The sequence below is a fragment of the Mycolicibacterium helvum genome (assembly GCF_010731895.1).
Lineage (GTDB): Bacteria > Actinomycetota > Actinomycetes > Mycobacteriales > Mycobacteriaceae > Mycobacterium > Mycobacterium helvum.
In genome coordinates, this window is the sequence record NZ_AP022596.1 from 1,791,396 (window position 1) to 1,808,156 (window position 16,761).

Below are 16,761 nucleotides of genomic sequence, written 5' to 3' on the forward strand. Positions count from 1 at the left end.
AACGACTATCGCCCTGGGATGGTCATTCGCCTTGTTTGCCGAACTGAGCGCGGATCGCTTCGGCAGCTTCGGGATTGTCTGCCGCCAGCTGCTGTAGGTACGCGACGACATCACCGACCGTTCGAAGGCTTGCAAGATCTTCGTCGGGGATTTTCACGCCGTACTTGTCTTCCGTCTGGACCGCGATTTCCACCATGGACAGCGAGTCGATGTCCAGGTCGTCGACGAAGGATCTTTCAATGGTCACTTCGGCGGGCTCAATTCCGGTGACTTCCTCGATGATTTCGGCGATGCCGGCGACGAGTACTTCTTGGGTGATGGTCATGAGCGTCCTTCTCGGTTGCATTGGTGCTATCAGGGTTTGATGGTGTGGGTTCAACGTCGCATGGCCAGGCGCTCTCGGAGGTGGTGCGCTGCGACGTGGCCGAGGAAAACCGGTTCGAGTAGACGTTTCGGTGGGTCGATGAAATTGGCTACGCGCATGAGGCGTTCGGTGATGACCATGTCGTCGGCTGCCGATTCGAGGATTTTGCGGCGGGCCCATCCGACCGCACGCTTCAAGACCGGAGCGGGTGACCGGTCGGCTCCCACGGATGCCTGATCTGCATTTGAGGTCCATACCGGTTTGGTGATGGCTGCGACGGCCGCGTAGAACGACTGCGGGTCAACGGGATTGGCGCGACGGAGTTGGGCACGCAGCGTATCTCCATGAAGAGTTGCCATGGTCATGCCTTGACCATTGATGGGATCGAGGCTGCACAGCGCATCGCCTAGAACCACCAGACCGTCCGGGTAGCGTGTCGCCTGGTCGTAACGCCGCCACACGCCTCCGGGATAGCGGTACGTCATCACCTCGGTGAGCGGTTGCGCGCGCCCCAGAGCCGGTTGGACGTGAGACGGGATGAAGTCCTGCGCGAGGATCAGCATGTCGGCGAAATCGGTTGGTGCGTATGCCAGGTCGCCGACGCGGCCGGCGATGGTCAACATCCATATGTTGTTCTCGCAGGCCACGAGGCCACCGCGTTGGGCTTTGCCCTCGGGTAGGACGAGAATCATCCGTTCCAGGAAGCTGTCCTGGTCTGGGATCGCGATGAGTTGAGTGTGGTAGATGCCGTCGGCGGTGAATGTCTGCTCTGGAGGTCGGGGGTAGCCGAGCCGCTCCAGCAACAGCGGTGTGCGGGTGGCCCGGCCGGTGGCGTCGACGATCAAGTCGGCGCTTAGCGTCTCCGAGCTTTTTGAGTCGCGGACGCCGACGCTGATACCGGTGACGCGATTCGGTTCGGTGGCGATGAGTTCGCCCACGTCCCGACCATCGAGGAACGTGACGTCGGGCATCGCTGCTACCCGCCGGCGTAGATGAAACTCCAGGAAAGGTCGGCTGGCCAGGTAGGTGACCAATGCCGTCGGGTCCGCCGCTGGACCGCTTCGATTGAAGGTGTACGGGCCTATTCGACTGTAGATCCGTCGCATGTCGGAGTCGTCAAGGACCACAGCACCGGCGTCCGTCAGGTCGGCTAGGAAGCCTGGATGTAGCTCCTCCAGAATCTGGGAGCCGCGACTGAGCAAGCTGTGCAGATGCCGTCCCTGCGGCACCCCACGTCGATCAATGGGACTGTCGGGCAGAAGGTCTCGCTCCACCACCGTCACGGAGGCGTACTGCTCGGCAAGCACCGACGCGGCTACGAGGCCTGCGATACCCGCGCCGAGGACAACGGCGTGATCGTTCACTTCGGCCTCCTAGAACCGCACTACCGACGGTTCGTCGATTACATACTGCAAGTCGGTATACGACTGTTGGTCGATGAGTATTATCGGGATGGTGAGCGACGTCAAGGTCAGTCGGCGCGAAAGATATGCCGCACAAACGTGTGAAGCCGTACTCGGATCAGCCAAGACGTTGTTCGTGTCCAAGGGTTTCGACGCGACGTCCGTCGATGAGATCGCCGATCTCGCACAGGCGAGCAAAGGGGCGGTCTACCACCACTTCCGTGACAAACAGGCCATCTTCACCGAACTGTTCCGCGCCAGCCAGGAAGCGGTGACGGCCAAGGTGATCGAGGCGATGCCTAGCGTGGCCGAAGAGCCGTGGGCAAAGGTGCAGACGGCAATCCGCCTGTTCCTTCACGGCTACGTCGCCGACGACGATGCCCGCGCACTCCTTCGGCAGGTGGTGAGCGTCTTGGGTTGGGATCGCGTACGGGAACTCAACGAACAGCAGACGCTGCCCTTTCTGCGCGCGACCCTCGAGAACTTCGTGGCCAACGGCTACGCCCGCCCGGTCCCGATCGAGGCCACCGTCGAACTCTTCTTCAGCATGTTCTACAACGCCGTCTTGTTCATCACCGACGCCAAAGACCCCGATAAGGCTTCAACCGAGGTCGAGACGGTCATCTTCTGTGCGCTCGAGGGGCTCAAACCCTCCCCATAGATGATGTCCCCACAATCTGGTGCGGGCCGAATGGAGGTTGGGCACGCGGCCCGCATCTCTGGTAGCTAATCTGAGGCTTTGACCTGATCGCCTGTTACGGATCAAAGGGTTCGCCGGCCTGTTGGCACGTCTGTCATGCTCACCCTTTTCCTGCAGCGTTACTTGCCCCCTAGCCACGTCTGCTGGTGGACAGTGGGGTCGACGCCGGAAGCCGAGTTCGTGCCTCGTAAGCGGCGGGGCACCTATAGCCCGGGTGTAGCGAACACGAAGAGTGCCATGAAGGCGACGTTGATGAAGAACGCGGCTTCTACGAGGCCGACCGTGATCAAGAATGGTGTGAACATGCGGGATTGGGCTTCGGGCTGGCGGGCGACTCCCGCGACGAGTTGCGCGCCGGCCATGCCGTCACCAATTCCGGCTCCGATCGCGCCGCCGGCCATCATGACTCCACCGCCAAGGAGTCCTCCGGCGGTGATGATCGCCTTGACGATTTCGGGATCTGCGGCCATGGCGTCCTCCTAGTGAGTGGATTGGTGGAGCAGGTTTTCGACAGTGTCGACTACGCGTGCGGCACCGTCCTCGCCAGTGATACGCGCGGCGAGTTGCTTTGTCTTATTCGCGATTTGGTGGTCGGTGACGGCCGCGCGGATGGCGTCGGAGAGCTTGTCTGCGGTCAGTGCGCGTTGCGGGATCGTCGCGGCACTGGCACCGAGGTCGCGTAAGCGCCGCGCCCAGAAGGGTTGATCTCCGACGGGCCCGGGTAGGGCGATGGTAGGGACGCCGGAGCGCAGGGCGGCGGCGGTGGTCCCGGCGCCGCAGTGATGGGCGACGGCGGCCATTTGAGGGAATAGCCAGTGGTGGGGTGCTTCGCCGATCGTGAGGACGTCGTCGCCGGATATCTCGAGGCCTGCCCACCCGGCTTGGACGACACCACGCGTACCCGCCTGCCCCAGCGCACCAGCAATGATGAGGGCCAGCTGTTCGGCACGCGGTGCGGTGATCACGGTGCTGCCGAGGCCAATGAACACCGGGGCTGGGCCGGCGGCCAGGAAATCGGTCAGCGCCTGCGGTGGCTGCCATCCCGGTGTCGGCGGCGGCCACCAGTACCCCACGACCTGCAGGTCGGCCCGCCAATCGGCCGGTCGCGGGAGGAAGGTGGGCGAATAGCCGTGCAGGATGGGCCAGTTCCCCAGAGTGCGCCGACGTCGTAGCGCCCGCGCCGAGATCTTGGGCAGCCCGAGGTCGCGACGGAACCCGGCGACGACCCCGCCGTAGAGGCGGTCGATGACCCACCCGGCGGTATCGGCCGCCGCCCGGTTACCCATGGCGCCCATGGACCAGGCGCCCAGCACAGTCGGCGGGTAGGCGGCCGTGGCCGACAGCGGCTGCAGTCGCACCCCGAGCGACGGAATTCCTTTGGCTTCGGCGAGCGGATGTCCAGCCAATTCCGACAATGGCGACAGCAGCAGGATGTCGGCGGGTATATCGCTCAACGCGTCCAGAATTAACTGACCTGTTTTGCGCACTCCTCGGGGCGTGAAGATCGCGGCGAGAGTCTCTCTTGAGGTCGCGTCGGCGTGATCGATACCTGGGGTGAAGTCAGCGGGTAGCTCACAAAATTCCAACCCACACTCCGTGATCAGGCCGGCAAACGGCGTGTACGCGGCCACCACGACCCGGTGCCCGGCTTTCTGCAGGGCCACCCCCACCCCTGCAAGGGGGGCGACGTCGCCATGGCTGCCGACGGCGGCGATCGCCACGGTGCTCATTGCCCGCTGCTCACGACGCGTCCGAAGATCTCGACCAGGTCTTCGCCGTAACCTCGTGCGTCATAACCGGGTTCGCGCAGAATTTTCTCCACCACGGAGTTGACGGCTCCGCGAACCGCCATCGCCGTCGATTCAAGGGGAAAGTCGCCGAACTCGCCGTTGCGCTGCCCGGCAGCCAAGATTGCCATGGGATCGAGCACGGTCAGCTGCTCAGCGACCTCCGGGCTAAGTCCGAGCTCATCGAAGCGCCGTCCGTCGCCAGGCGCAAAGTTCGTGGCCGTCGAGGTCAGCGCTAGAAGCGCAGCTCGGTGCGTGCCGAAGTATTCGATGCAGGAGCGGATGTAGGCGTTGAGCTTGCCTGTTGCGGTGGTCTCGGCATCCAGCGCCGGGGCCACCAGCGCAAGCATCGTTCGGTACATGTGCTCGACGATCGCGTCGACGAGGTTGTCCTTGCTCCCGAAGTGGTAGAGCACCGCACTCATCGCGATACCCACACGATCCGCAATCTTGCGGATCGACGCCTGTGGGTAACCCACCTCGGCGATCACTTCGATCGCGCAGGCCACGATCTGCGCCTTACGCGCAGTCCGGGTGAACGACTCAGGCCGCTCGTCCTTGGATCCCATAAACCGAACATAGATCGGCCAAACCAAGAATAGTAGAGGTGATCTAATATCAGATCATCTGATCAAAACTATATCCCTGGCAGTGACTTCTGAATCGGAGTTTCCAGATCGGGCGACTTCTCAGTCCGCCGCCACCACACCCGTCACTCCGCCGATGGCAGGCGCACGCCGGTCGCCAGTTCGGCGTACTCGCGCATCAATCGCAGGGCTGTCTGCCGGTCGAGCGCCGGGTCCCGCGCCACGATGCGATATCCGAGGTAGTCCTCTAACGACATCAACGTCATCGCGATGTCACGGGCAGGCGACCCGAGGCGAAACGCTCCGGCCCGCTCACCGTCGGTGAGCACGCGGGCATAGAGATCCACCTGCCGGTGATAGATCCCCTGGACGTCGCGACGCTGGTCCAGCTCGAAGCCTGCGGCGAGCACCGCCCGCCAAATAGACCGCCATTCCGCATCCTCCGGCCCCGCCGGGAGTCCCGCGGCGATGGTCAACGCCAGTTGCGTGGGGGCGTCATCGGTGCGCTCGACGACTGCGAGCCGCTCGTCATAGAAGCGAACGTCGGACCGCAGGGCCAACTCCGACAACAGTTGATCCATGTCCTTGAAGTAGTAGCGGACGGCATTGGCCGTCAGCCCAAGTTCGGCAGCAACGTCGGCGATCTTGAGGCTCGCTAGATCGTGTCGTTCGATCAAAGCAATTGCGGCATCAAGGATTTCACTGCGGCGCTCAACTCGTCGACTAGGCCGTGCCACCGGTCGTCCACTTCCTCTTGGCAGTCCAGCCGATTCGGCTCGTATGGGGCGAGGGTACTCGGCACCCCGCACTCACCTCGAGCGTGCCCCACACCCATTTTTGCGTTTCTCTTGCGAAATCCGCACCCGGCGCGCATTCTTTTCCAACTAAGAAAAGAACCCACTGATCTGGAGGAACACGTGCGGGCCCGAGATCTCGGCGTCGTCATCGGTGAACATCCCACCGGGCCGAACAACGCCATCACCGACGTCTCCGGGGTGCGTGTCGGACACACCACGTTGGATCAGGTGGGCCCGCCCGCCGTCCACACCGGGGTGACCGTCGTCGTCCCGCACGACGACATCTGGACCCAACCCCTCTTCGCGGGGGCACACCGACTCAATGGCAGCGGCGAGTTCACCGGCCTGGAATGGATTCGCGAATCGGGTGAGCTCACGTCAGCCATCGCCCTGACCAACACCCATAGTGTCGGAGTCGTCCGCGACGAATTGGTCTCCGCGCAGGTGAGTGTCCGTGGCGAGGGGCTCTATTGGTCGCTCCCGGTCGTCGGCGAGACCTACGACGGAGTGCTCAACGACATCAACGGCCACCACGTGCACCCCCAACACGTGCGGTCTGCGCTGGACTCCGCACGCGGCGGGCCCGTCGCGGAGGGCAATGTCGGAGGCGGTACGGGGATGATCTGCCACGGCTTCAAGGGGGGTATCGGCACCTCGTCTCGGGTCACCGACACCGCCGCGGGCCGCTACACCGTGGGCGTGCTGGTCCAGGCCAATCATGGCCGGCGCGAACGGCTCCGCGTCAACGGCGTACCCGTGGGCGAAGTGATCGGGCCCGACGTGGTGCCTCTGCCCGAGGTCTCCCCGCGGTATGAGGCGGGTTCAGGCTCGATCATCGTCATCGTCGCAACCGATGCACCCCTGCTGCCGCACCAATGCACCCGCCTGGCGCAGCGGTCAGCGCTCGCCGTCGGACGACTGGGCGGTAGCGGCGAACAATACAGCGGCGACCTGATGTTGGCATTCGCCACGGGCAACCGTGGCATTCCGCCCTATGCCTGGGACGAGGACCCGGCCACCGCGACGCCCGAAGTGCCACTGCGGATGGTCGCCCCGCAGCTGATGACCCGCCTCTTCGATCTGACGATCGAAGCGACCGAAGAAGCGATCGTGAACGCGTTGACCTCCGCCACCACGATGACTGGACACCACGGCATGACCGCATATGCGCTCGACCACAACCTGTTTCGCGATTCCCTCACGCCGACCCAGCAACAAATCCGTCGATCATAGGAGCCCCGGTGACAGAACGAACGATCCCAGCACAGGGCCGCCGCCTGACCGGAAGGCTCGGTACCGCCGGCATCGTCTTCATGGTCATCGCGGCCGCCGCGCCGTTGACCGTCATCGGGGGCAACATGCCGCTGGCGATGGGCATCGGAAACGGGGCGGGTGCTCCAGTGGGCTTTCTGATCGCGGCGCTGGTGCTGCTGCTCTTCAGCATCGGCTTCGTGGCCATGACACCGTACGTTCCCGAGGCCGGCGCCTTCTTCTCCTATGTGACCGTGGGCCTTGGTCAGCGCATGGGCAAAGGGATAGCGGTGGTCGCACTCATCGCCTACACCGCCATCCAGGTGGGAATCTACGGCTATATCGGGTGGGCAATGGCCGATACCGTCGGCTTCTATCACGGCCCTGAAATCCCTTGGCCCATATACTCATGCGCAGTTCTCGCGATCGTCGCAGTGCTGGGTTACCGCCACATCGAACTCAGCGCCAAAGTTCTCGGCGTCGCCCTCGTTCTCGAGATCGGCATCGTCGTGCTGCTCGACCTCGCGATCGTCTCGAGTCCCGGCCCCGCGGGCCTGACCCTGGCCCCGTTCCAGCCCGACGTCTTCACCCACGGGGCATTGGGTATCGCCGTTCTCTTCGCACTCACCGGTTTCATCGGTTTCGAGGCCACCGCGGTGTTCCGCGACGAGGCCCGCGACCCCGCGCGGACCATCCCCCGGGCGACGTACGCAGCCGTCCTCATCATCGGCGCCTTCTACGCGCTGACCTGCTGGGCCTTCGTCGTCGCGGTGGGTCCTGACCAGGTCGCCGCCGTCGCGCAGCACACCCTCGCCGGCGACGGCAACATGTTGTTGGACACGACCGAGGCAAGCCTTGGCCGCCTGGGTCGGGACGTCGTCAACGTCTTGCTGCTGACCAGTCTCTTCGCCTGTGTGTTGTCCTTTCACAACGTCATAGCCCGCTATCAGTTCGTGCTCGCCGGAAAGGGCTTGCTTCCCGACCGGCTCGCGACCGTGCATCCGCGGCACCACTCCCCAGCGTTCTCCTCGCTGGTGCAGACCGTCACGGCCGCGCTTATCCTCGGAATCCTCGTTGCCCTCAGGATCGATCCCCTGGTCGGAGTCTTCGGTTCGATGGCCGGAGTGGCGACCGTCGGCATGGTGCTGCTGATGACGGTCACGTCAGTAGCTGTCCTCACCTACTTCGTGCGCCATCGCGAACAGGCCGGCGGACGTACCTGGCAGACTCGCATCGCACCGGTACTGGCCTGTCTCGGCTTGCTGGCCAGCATGTGGCTGGTACTGACGAACTTCACGCTCGTCACGGGCGGCAGCGCGGCGCTCAGCACGGTGCTGGCGGCCGTCCCGTTCGTCGGGCTTCTCCTTGGCGCCCTGGTATGGCGACCGGGCACGGTCGATATCTGAAACCGCCCAGCGCGCAGAGTTACTTGACACGAACGTATCTCGGCGGCCGGCGGATCACGCCAGACGCGCCTCTCAAGAATCCGAAACTCAACGGCGGCGTGGATTTCCGAGAATGTGTCCCCGTTTTTCCATCGCCCGGCACGGGTTCGTCACTGACGCCGATTTTTGACGAAACCGTCAGAGTTTGACCGCAACTTGGACCAACTGCCAGACACATCGGGCAGGTCACGCTACCTATAGACGAATGGGAGCAGCGGCGCATGTGGGTCGGGTCGGCGGGTTAGCGGTAGCACTGGGGATCGGGGTCGCGATCGTCTCCGGAGCGGGACAGGCCGCAGCCGCCCCGTCGGATTCGTCGTCGTCCTCGTCCACCGCCCATCACGCCGGCTCGGCCCGCACCTCACCGGCCGCGCGAACCAAGACCGATTCGGCCACGGCAAGCAAGGTCGCGCAGCCGGTAGCCGTTCGGCCCGCCTTGGTCCGGGTCGGCGCGACAGGTGCGGTCACCAAAGCGCGTTCGGCGGTCGATGACAGTCCCGCGACCCCCGCCGACAACCCGGTGACGCTGGCGCTGGCGGCAGCATCCCGCCGGGAGTCGGTGGCCCCCACCCAGCGCACGCTCGCCACGCCCGCGACTCAGGCCACCGCCGCCGTCGCGCCCGCCACCCCCTCAGACGTCGTAGCGATCCCACAAACTCCTCCGCTGGCGTTCCTGCAGCACATACCCGTCCTCGGACCGGTCCTGTTCACCCCGATCGTGGCGTTCATCCACCAGATCCCGATCTTCGGTGACATTCTGCATCCGTTGCTCGGCTACCCGGTCCAGCCCGGCGCATCGCCGAACGCCGCGCAACCGCGGGACGTGAAGGTGGTCTCGTTCGACGGCACCGAAATCTACGTCCATTTCATGCCGGCCACCGGACTACAAAAGGGCGATCAGGCACCGACCATCTTGGACGGCCCCGGTCTGGGGATGCCCGGCCAGACCAGCATCTACGGCAGCTTCCTGGACGGCGTCCTCACCAATGCTCTTGGCATGCCAAGCATCCTGGACCTGCGCAATGCCGGCTACAACGTCGTGACCTGGGACCCGCGCGGCGAATACAGCTCGGGCGGCACATTGCAGATCGACTCACCGGACTACGAGGCAAAAGACGTCTCGGCGATCATCAGCTGGCTCGCCACCCAACCGGAGGTCGCGCTGGACGGCGATCCCGCCAACCTCGATCCCAAAATTGGCATGGTGGGCGCTTCCTACGGCGGCGGCATCCAATTGGTAACGGCGGCAACCGATCACCGGGTCGACGCGATCGTGCCGACGATCGCGTGGAACAGCCTCAACACCTCTTTGTACAAGGCACAGTCGTTCAAGAGCGGCTGGGGCACGATTCTTGCTGCCGCACTTGTACTCACGCTCGCTCGAACAAACCCGGCGATCATTCCGGCCACCATTTACGGCGACCTGACCGGAACACTGACGCAGGCGGAGCAGGACCTACTGGCCGAGCGCGGACCCAACTACCTGCTGGATCAGATCACCGCCCCCACACTGTTCATCGAGGGCACCGTCGACACCTTGTTCACACTGCAGGAAGCCGACGCCAACGCCCAGGTGCTCATCGACAACGGCATCGACACGAAGGTGTTGTGGTTCTGTGGCGGGCACGGCGTGTGCACCAACGATCTGTTCAACACCGGCGGCACGCTGATCGAGAAACGCACCCTCGCATGGCTCGACCGATACGTCAAGGGCGATACGACGACCTCGACCGGTCCTCAGTTCGAGTGGGTGGACCAACGGGGCCAATACCTTTCGTCGGCGTCCTATGACCTCACGCCGGGCGAGCCGGTCGTCGCGTCCAGCACCAAAGCCCGGGTCCTGCACCTGGTGCCGTTCCTGGGGGCCGGCGGGTTACTCAGAGTGCTGCCCATCGGGTCGTCGCCCGCGATCAATGCACTGAACCTCACGACACCTGCTGTCACGACGACCACCTATGTCGTGGGTGCGCCGCAGCTCAGCTTCACCTACTCGGGTACGGGCAGCGGGAACCACCTCTACGCCCAGCTCGTCGACAACTCCACCGGCCAGGTGCTCGGCAACCAGGTCACCCCCATTCTCGTGACGCTGGACGGAACGGAGCGCACGGTGAATGTTCCACTGGAGATGGTGGCGCAGACACTCAAGCCCGGCCAGAAGGTGACGCTGCAGTTGTTCTCCTCGTCCGCCTCGTACCGGGCAGTCGGGGCGCTGGGTGAGGTCACCGTGTCGAACATCGAGCTGTCACTGCCCACCGTGGACCCGTCGACGGTTTCCGTGGATTCGGTCTAACCAAGACCTACAACTGTGGATCACCCTTGCGGACGTAAAGCCGGGCCAGCGCGAACTGCGCGATAGCGAAAACCCCCAACACACCGCCCACGATCCCGAACGCCCCGTATACGCTCGCGCCCGATGAAAATGCGCCGCCCACAGCGCTATTGATGCCTACCGACACGGCCGTCCGGCCGAACTCCGATGCCGCCGTGACACCGCCGGCGTGTTCGAGCGGGGTCAACTCCTGACGCCAGCGGGTCAGGACCAGCCGGGCGCACACATTGCTGACACCGAACACGAACACCGCCACGACCATGATCGGCAGGTTCACCGGCATCCAGCCCACCGCGAGAACCAACGTTCCCAGCGCCCCGCCGACCACCCAACCGATCCCCGTTTTCTTGTGCCGTGTCACCGTGTACAGCAGCGCGCCGGCAACGCCACCCAGTGCGAACGCCGACCCGATGTGACCGACGGCGGCAGGGTGATGAAGCAGCCCCTTGGCAAAGAACGCACTGAGGATCTTGCGGAGTTCGTAGAGGTGGAACAGCATCAGCCCGACGACGACGAGCAGCAGATAGGGGTGGGCGACAATGTATTTCACCCCTTGCCAGGATCCTCCGTGCGGTTTGACGTCGGCAGCAGCCACCGGCGCCATCGTTGTTTTCGGGATCAGCAGATAGCACGCCGCCGAGACGACGAATCCGATCGGGATCACGATGTGCGGGACGATTCCGTCCGCCCAGACCATCAGTCCGCCGAGCATCAACGGCCCGGCCACCGCCCCCACCTCGAAGGCCACTTCGTAGCGAGAGTTGATCCGGTCCAACAGATCTCGGCGGTGTCCGACCAGTTCGAGGGGAACGGTGTGAATCGCGGTGTCCACATACCCTCGGACCAGTGCCTCGACCGTGTAGAGCCCCATCACGACGGGCAGGGTGGCGAACCCGAAGGCCATCGCGAGTGGGATGCCGGCCAGGATGACGCCGCGCAGGAGCGTCGAGAACACCAGGACGAGTCGGGCGCCCCACCGGTCGGTCGGCCAACCGCCCAGGAATGTGCCGAGCATGTGGACCCCGGTGCCGAACGCGGCGAAGAACGCGGCACTGCCTAACGATCCGGAGAGGTCGGCGACCAGCAGCGGCTGTGCCAGATGCACGGCACTGTTGACGATCTGGGTCAGCAGTAAACCGCTGAGCAACCCGCCGAGCCGGACCGGACTGGTATCGGTATCCAGCCTCATTCGGTCAGCGGCCTGGCATGTGGTCGAACGCGTTGTGCGCGACGAAGGCGGCCGCAGCCAGCAGGAGTACTGCGACGATCCAGCGTCCGTGCACCTTCATGATGCGCTCGTAGCCGTCCTTGATCCGCCCGGCGGCTCCCGGTCGTACGAGCTCGATGACCGTCGGCGCCAGCGCGGGAATAACTGCGATCACCGCGAACACGACAGCACCGAGCGTGCGTTCGCCACGAGCACCGATCTCCAGGATCTGATGACCGGCGGCAATGGCGATCGGGAAGACCTTGGGGTGCAGCCCGCACACCGCGAAGCCCGCCAGTCCGGCGCGGGTAATCCGTTGGCGTGCGGGCAGATCTGCTTTCGGATCCAGCCCGGGGAAACGTTGGACGAGCCGGGCCCGCAGCTCACTCGGTCGGCGCTCGGGCTTGGACACGTCGGCGATCGGCTTGTGCCGGATGGCGCCGAGCGCCCGCCTGACCCCGATTGCCAGCAGTGCGGCCGCGATCAGGATCCGCACGACAAAGCCCGGCCAGGAGGTGTGGTGGGCACTCGACGCACCGGGGTAGCCCGTCAGGGCGGCGATCCCCACACCGATACCGGTGGCGAACGCGATACCGGCGACGGCGCCGGCCGCGAAGGCGAACGTCGCCTGTCTGGGCACCACCTTGTCGCTGGCGACGACCAGTCCCAAGACCAGTGTCTCGGGGCTGAACAACAACGCGAGCGCCAAGGTGGCGATAATGGGTAGGTGTGTGCTCACGGGCACCGCCGCGCTGGCATGGCCGCAGGTTACCGCGCCGCCCGCACTACCGCGCGGCGCTCTGGGAAAGCTGGCGTGCCACCTCGCCATAGCGTTCGAAACGCTCGTCGTCACCGAGCGCGTTGTAGAGCACGATGCGGCTCGCCGTTCCCTGGTATCTCGCCGCGAGCGCGGCGGCCAGCCCGTCCCAGGTCGATTCGGTGGCGAACACGGCAATGTGGTCGTCGGTGATCTGGGCGGCCATCCCTGCGATATCGCCGGCCTTCTGCCTCTCCCGGATGCGGGCTGTGGTCCCCTCGAAGCCCGCCTCGTCCCAGATGAACGCGTAGTTGGGCGTACTGCCGTAGAAGCTCATGGAAAATCGCACCCGCTCGCGTTCGGCCGCGCGTTCCTCGTCGGAGTCGCCGACGATGGTCATCGCCGGCACGATCAACGCGATATCGGCCGGCGATCGGCCTGACTTCGCCGCACCCGCAGCCACTTTCGGCACCACGTGCCGCGCGATGTACCCGGGCTCGCCGATCGGGTGGACGTGCACGCCGTCAGCCACCTCGCCGGCCATCCGCAGCATCCACGGGTTCACCGCCGCGATGTCGACCTTTGGATCGGGCGCCTCGATCGGGCCAGCGCTCCACTGTGGGGTGATGAAGTCCAGGTTGTAGAACTCGCCGTGGTGATCAAGCGTGCCGGTACGAAATGCCGAGAAGCAAGCCTTGACGGCCAGCACATAGTCACGCAGTCGCGGACCCGGACGTTCGAACGCCGTGCCGTAGCGCCGCGTGACGTGAGTGCGGACCTGGGTGCCCAGCCCCAGCCGGAAGTGTCCGCCGGTCGCTTCCTGCAGTTCCCACGCGGTCGCCGCGGTGATGAATGGACTTCTCGGAAACGCAACGGCGACACCGGTCGATAGCTCCAGGCCAGGTGCGGCTTGACCGGCCACCGCGGCGTTGAGATAGGGGGTTCGTCCGGTCTCGGTGAACAGCATTCCCGAGAACCCGGCGGCCAGCGTGCGCTGCGCCAAGCCGCCGATCTGTCCCAACGGAAGAGCGGTGGTCATGACGTCGACATCCACCGAACGAATGGTAACTGGCGCGTGGAAACGCCATCCGCGGACTCATCCTGGCCCTAGTCTGTGATACGGCTGTGGAATAACTGGAAACGGATCGGGGACAACGACGTGGCGACGATCAAGCAGGTATGTCTGGGAGTTGCGATCGCCGGCGTGGTCGCCGGCACCGGCTCGGCGGTCGCGACCGCCGTAGCTGCCGCCGACTCGGGTTCCCCGGATTCAACGGGTGCGTCCGCGTCTTCGAGTTCGCCGTCGTCGTCAGCCACCACCCGGTCGCGCAAGCCGGCGCAGAAGGCCGGTGCCGGCGTCACGGGGCCCCGCCGCAGCGGCACGGTCAGCACGTCAACGCCCGCGGAGTCGGTGGCCAAACCGACCGCACGGCGGACCATCACACCGATGAAACTCGCAGCTGCACTGTCCCTTCCGGCGCCGCTTCCCGCACCGGCGCTGCCGCTGGCCCCGGCCGGCAGCGTCACCACCGGCAACTCCTACCGCGCCGCCCGCAGTGCCGGCACAACGGTCTTATCGGTCACCAACAACGTCGCCGATCCGACCAACGTCCATGTGCTGGTGATCGGGGTCGACGGCACCAACCTGCGCCGGGTCCTGGCCGGCGACAACCCGAATTTTGACGCGTTGATGGGCAACAGCGTCACTGGGGTCGCGAGCATCGTCGGCCACACCACGATCTCCAACCCGTCGTGGACCGCCATCCTGACCGGCGCGTGGGACAACCAGACCGGCGTGATCAACAACATCTTCACGCCCGACACCTATATGAAGTGGCCGACGGTGTTCAACCAGCTCGAGCACTTCAATTCCGCGATTGACACCATGGTGATCGCCGACTGGGATGTGATCACCGATATCGGCCAGGCCGGGCAGTACCCAGTCGACACATATTCGCTTGTCCCGCAGGTTCCCGGCGACACCAACTGGTCCCTGACCGATGCCGAGGTGACCGCGCAGACGGTTGCGGCGATCGGGAGCGGCGACCCGCCGAACTTCCTGTTCTCCTATCTGGTCCAGGTCGACGAAGCCGGACATCAATACGGCGGAGCCTCAGCGCAATACGCGGCCGCCATCAACCGGACCGACACCAACATCGGCGCGATCATGGAGGCGATCAACAACTCGACCGAGAACTGGACGGTCATCGTCGTCACCGACCACGGCCACCAGCCGCAGGTGGGTTTCGGGCACGGATTCCAGTCGCCCGACGAGACCTCGACATGGGTCATCGCCAACGGCGCCGGCTTCGACCCGGGCCGGATGAATCTGGCCTATTCGATCGTGGACGTCACGCCCACCATCATGTCCCTATTCGGCGGGCCGCCGCCGGCGGGCTCCCACGGGGTATCGCTGACCACGCTCGGAAACAGCAACGTACTTCCGGCCGATCTGGATCAGGCGCTCAACGACGCCATCGCACGCAACGGGTGGCCCGATATCGCCACCAATGTGGCACTGAGTGTGCGGACCATCTTCGCCAGCATCCCGTACTTCCTGGACGGCGGAATCACCACCATCAACGCCACCCTGCAAGGCATCGTGGATCAGAACATCTTCCTGATCAGCCAGCTGGCCGCGGTGTCCGCGGCGGTGGTTCAGGTGCTCGGCAACGTCGGCGTCTCGGCCACCAGCCTGATCGCCGAACTGGTCGCCTGGATGACCGGGGTGGACATCTTTTCGCAGGGCCATCCGCTGCCTCCGCCATCGGGGGCGGCCGAGCCGTCGGCGCCGTCCGTGCTGGTGGCCTAACCCCTCACGCAGACTCTGGTAGGCCATACTCGCTTCGATGGGTACCTACGCTGTCACCGGCTCGGCATCGGGCATGGGAAAAGCCGTCGCGGCGAGGCTGCGAGCCAACGGCCACACGGTGATCGGGGTCGACATCCAGCCGACCGACGTGGTGGAAGACCTCTCGACGCCTGCCGGTCGCCGAGCCGCAGCCGAGGCAGTGCGCAGCGCCTGCGGCGGGCGGCTCGACGGCGCGGTGTTGGCGGCCGGACTCGGGCCGACGCCAGGTCGCGACCAGCCAGCGCAGATCACTCAGGTCAACTATTTCGGTGTCGTGGAGTTGCTGCAGGCGTGGCGGCCTGCCCTGGCCGCCGGTGAGCGGGCGAAAGTTGTGGTTTTTTCCAGCAATTCGACTACCACCATTCCCGCGATACCCGGGCGCGCGATCCGCGCACTGCTGGCCGGCGACGGCGACAAGGCCGTACGGACGTTAAAGCTGTTTGGCCGCGGCGCATCCTCGATGGCCTACGGGGCCTCGAAGGTCGCGGTGAGCCGCTGGGTTCGGCGCCATGCGGTGACCCGCGACTGGGCGGGGGCGGGAATCCGTCTCAACGCCATCGCCCCGGGGGCCATCCTGACCCCGTTGCTGGAAAAGCAGCTGTCCACCCCGGCCGAAGCCAGGGCGATCCACTCGTTCCCGGTGCCGATCGGCGGTTTCGGCGACGCCGGGAAACTCGCCGACTGGGTGGTGTTCATGCTATCCGATGCAGCTGATTTCCTCTGCGGCAGTGTACTTTTCGTCGATGGCGGCTCCGATGCCTACTTCCGGTCTGACGACTGGCCTGGCCCGGTGCCGGCCCGGCGGCTAGTGCCCTACCTGCGCCGATTCACGAGATTCACGAGCTTTACGCAATGATCAGGCTGATCGCGCTGCTGGTGATGGCGCTGACCTTGGCCGGATGTGGCGGCATCAAGAAGCCCCCGGGAACCACCACCATCGACGTCTCGTATGACGATCTGCTGAAGAAGAAGCAGATTCGCCTTGATATCCCGCTCGGCGTCGGTGACACCCTGCGGGTCAACCTGGCGTCCAACCCATCCACCGGTTACCAGTGGGACGCGCAGGCCCAGATCAGCGACCTAGGCGTGATCGCGCAACGCGATCACTACGACTCCGGGCCCTCCGGCGTCCATCTGCCGGGTTCCCCAGGGACGGCAACCTGGACCTTCCAAGCATTGGCGCTCGGGAATGCCACCGTCTCCACCAACTACGGCCAGCCGTGGCCTGGCGGGACCAAGAACGCGTGGACGTTCACCGCTGTGGTGACGGTTCGCTGATCCCC

Annotated in this window: 16 protein-coding genes; 7 read left to right on the plus strand and 9 right to left on the minus strand. The window is 65.0% G+C overall.

All coding sequences use genetic code 11. The annotated features are described in order from the left end of the window. Positions 1-22 precede the first annotated feature (22 nt). Together acpM and G6N38_RS08395 are read right to left on the minus strand one after the other, a co-directional pair. The gene (acpM, locus tag G6N38_RS08390) at positions 23-325 is read right to left on the minus strand and encodes a meromycolate extension acyl carrier protein AcpM (RefSeq protein ID WP_163747105.1); all 303 of its coding nucleotides are present in this window, start codon (positions 323-325) and stop codon (positions 23-25) included. A 50-nt stretch (positions 326-375) separates the two neighbouring features. Next, entirely contained in the window at positions 376-1,728 is a 1,353-nt protein-coding gene (locus G6N38_RS08395; protein ID WP_163747106.1) for an NAD(P)/FAD-dependent oxidoreductase, read from the minus strand. Between the two features lie 73 nt (positions 1,729-1,801). Between G6N38_RS08395 and G6N38_RS08400 the strand changes: the two genes are divergently transcribed. Then, positions 1,802-2,428 carry a TetR/AcrR family transcriptional regulator gene (locus tag G6N38_RS08400; RefSeq protein ID WP_163747107.1) on the plus strand — a complete coding sequence of 209 codons (627 nt, stop codon included), beginning with the start codon at positions 1,802-1,804 and terminating at the stop codon, positions 2,426-2,428. A 242-nt stretch (positions 2,429-2,670) separates the two neighbouring features. Here the strand turns inward: G6N38_RS08400 and G6N38_RS08405 are convergent, their stop codons facing one another. The 4 genes from G6N38_RS08405 to G6N38_RS08420 form a co-directional block, all read right to left on the minus strand. Further along, on the minus strand, positions 2,671-2,937 hold the full coding sequence (locus tag G6N38_RS08405; RefSeq protein WP_163747108.1) for a F0F1 ATP synthase subunit C: 267 nt from the start codon (positions 2,935-2,937) through the stop codon (positions 2,671-2,673). Between the two features lie 9 nt (positions 2,938-2,946). Then, positions 2,947-4,197, minus strand: a complete 1,251-nt coding sequence (locus G6N38_RS08410) for a glycosyltransferase (protein WP_163747109.1) — start codon at positions 4,195-4,197, stop codon at positions 2,947-2,949. Beyond that, on the minus strand, positions 4,194-4,823 hold the full coding sequence (locus G6N38_RS08415) for a TetR/AcrR family transcriptional regulator (protein ID WP_163747110.1): 630 nt from the start codon (positions 4,821-4,823) through the stop codon (positions 4,194-4,196). The genes G6N38_RS08410 and G6N38_RS08415 overlap by 4 nt, the downstream gene beginning before the upstream one ends. Before the next feature lie 143 nt (positions 4,824-4,966). Further along, positions 4,967-5,578 (minus strand): TetR/AcrR family transcriptional regulator, encoded by a 612-nt coding sequence (locus G6N38_RS08420; RefSeq protein ID WP_163747111.1) that lies wholly within the window; start codon positions 5,576-5,578, stop codon positions 4,967-4,969. 180 nt (positions 5,579-5,758) lie between these two features. Between G6N38_RS08420 and G6N38_RS08425 the strand changes: the two genes are divergently transcribed. From G6N38_RS08425 to G6N38_RS08435, 3 genes are all read left to right on the plus strand, one after another. After that, positions 5,759-6,871: a DmpA family aminopeptidase gene (locus G6N38_RS08425; protein WP_163747112.1), complete on the plus strand. Its 1,113-nt coding sequence runs from the start codon at positions 5,759-5,761 to the stop codon at positions 6,869-6,871. An 80-nt stretch (positions 6,872-6,951) separates the two neighbouring features. Then, the gene (locus tag G6N38_RS08430; protein WP_163751880.1) at positions 6,952-8,295 is read left to right on the plus strand and encodes an APC family permease; all 1,344 of its coding nucleotides are present in this window, start codon (positions 6,952-6,954) and stop codon (positions 8,293-8,295) included. Positions 8,296-8,539: 244 nt separating this feature from the next. Then, a complete protein-coding gene (locus G6N38_RS08435) occupies positions 8,540-10,624 on the plus strand; it encodes a CocE/NonD family hydrolase (protein WP_163747113.1) in 2,085 nt (694 codons plus the stop codon). Positions 10,625-10,631: 7 nt separating this feature from the next. Here the strand turns inward: G6N38_RS08435 and G6N38_RS08440 are convergent, their stop codons facing one another. The 3 genes from G6N38_RS08440 to G6N38_RS08450 are packed head-to-tail and all read right to left on the minus strand — an operon-like array spanning position 10,632 to position 13,681. Then, complete coding sequence (locus G6N38_RS08440) at positions 10,632-11,852, minus strand: MFS transporter (protein ID WP_163747114.1); 1,221 nt, start codon at positions 11,850-11,852, stop codon at positions 10,632-10,634. Between the two features lie 4 nt (positions 11,853-11,856). Beyond that, complete coding sequence (locus G6N38_RS08445; RefSeq protein WP_163747115.1) at positions 11,857-12,609, minus strand: GAP family protein; 753 nt, start codon at positions 12,607-12,609, stop codon at positions 11,857-11,859. 46 nt (positions 12,610-12,655) lie between these two features. After that, positions 12,656-13,681: a TIGR03617 family F420-dependent LLM class oxidoreductase gene (locus tag G6N38_RS08450; protein ID WP_163747116.1), complete on the minus strand. Its 1,026-nt coding sequence runs from the start codon at positions 13,679-13,681 to the stop codon at positions 12,656-12,658. 105 nt (positions 13,682-13,786) lie between these two features. Between G6N38_RS08450 and G6N38_RS08455 the strand changes: the two genes are divergently transcribed. From G6N38_RS08455 to G6N38_RS08465, 3 genes are read left to right on the plus strand one after another with little or no spacing between them, the layout of a single operon-like run. Next, positions 13,787-15,439: an alkaline phosphatase family protein gene (locus G6N38_RS08455; protein ID WP_163747117.1), complete on the plus strand. Its 1,653-nt coding sequence runs from the start codon at positions 13,787-13,789 to the stop codon at positions 15,437-15,439. A gap of 37 nt (positions 15,440-15,476) precedes the next feature. Next, a complete protein-coding gene (locus G6N38_RS08460; protein ID WP_163747118.1) occupies positions 15,477-16,334 on the plus strand; it encodes an SDR family oxidoreductase in 858 nt (285 codons plus the stop codon). Continuing rightward, positions 16,331-16,756, plus strand: coding sequence for a protease inhibitor I42 family protein (locus G6N38_RS08465; protein ID WP_163747119.1), 426 nt, complete (start codon positions 16,331-16,333; stop codon positions 16,754-16,756). Before G6N38_RS08460 ends, G6N38_RS08465 begins: the two co-directional genes overlap by 4 nt. The last annotated feature ends 5 nt before the right edge of the window (positions 16,757-16,761 follow it).

Excerpts from the sequence above, each read along its gene's own strand:
- acpM (WP_163747105.1), bottom strand. The coding sequence starts at position 325 with ATGACCATCACCCAAGAAGTACTCGTCGCCGGCATCGCCGAAATCATC.
- G6N38_RS08400 (WP_163747107.1), top strand. The coding sequence starts at position 1,802 with ATGAGTATTATCGGGATGGTGAGCGACGTCAAGGTCAGTCGGCGCGAA.
- G6N38_RS08405 (WP_163747108.1), bottom strand. The coding sequence starts at position 2,937 with ATGGCCGCAGATCCCGAAATCGTCAAGGCGATCATCACCGCCGGAGGA.
- G6N38_RS08410 (WP_163747109.1), bottom strand. The coding sequence starts at position 4,197 with ATGAGCACCGTGGCGATCGCCGCCGTCGGCAGCCATGGCGACGTCGCC.
- G6N38_RS08415 (WP_163747110.1), bottom strand. The coding sequence starts at position 4,823 with ATGGGATCCAAGGACGAGCGGCCTGAGTCGTTCACCCGGACTGCGCGT.
- G6N38_RS08430 (WP_163751880.1), top strand. The coding sequence starts at position 6,952 with ATGGTCATCGCGGCCGCCGCGCCGTTGACCGTCATCGGGGGCAACATG.
- G6N38_RS08435 (WP_163747113.1), top strand. The coding sequence starts at position 8,540 with ATGGGAGCAGCGGCGCATGTGGGTCGGGTCGGCGGGTTAGCGGTAGCA.
- G6N38_RS08440 (WP_163747114.1), bottom strand. The coding sequence starts at position 11,852 with ATGAGGCTGGATACCGATACCAGTCCGGTCCGGCTCGGCGGGTTGCTC.
- G6N38_RS08460 (WP_163747118.1), top strand. The coding sequence starts at position 15,477 with ATGGGTACCTACGCTGTCACCGGCTCGGCATCGGGCATGGGAAAAGCC.
- G6N38_RS08465 (WP_163747119.1), top strand. The coding sequence starts at position 16,331 with ATGATCAGGCTGATCGCGCTGCTGGTGATGGCGCTGACCTTGGCCGGA.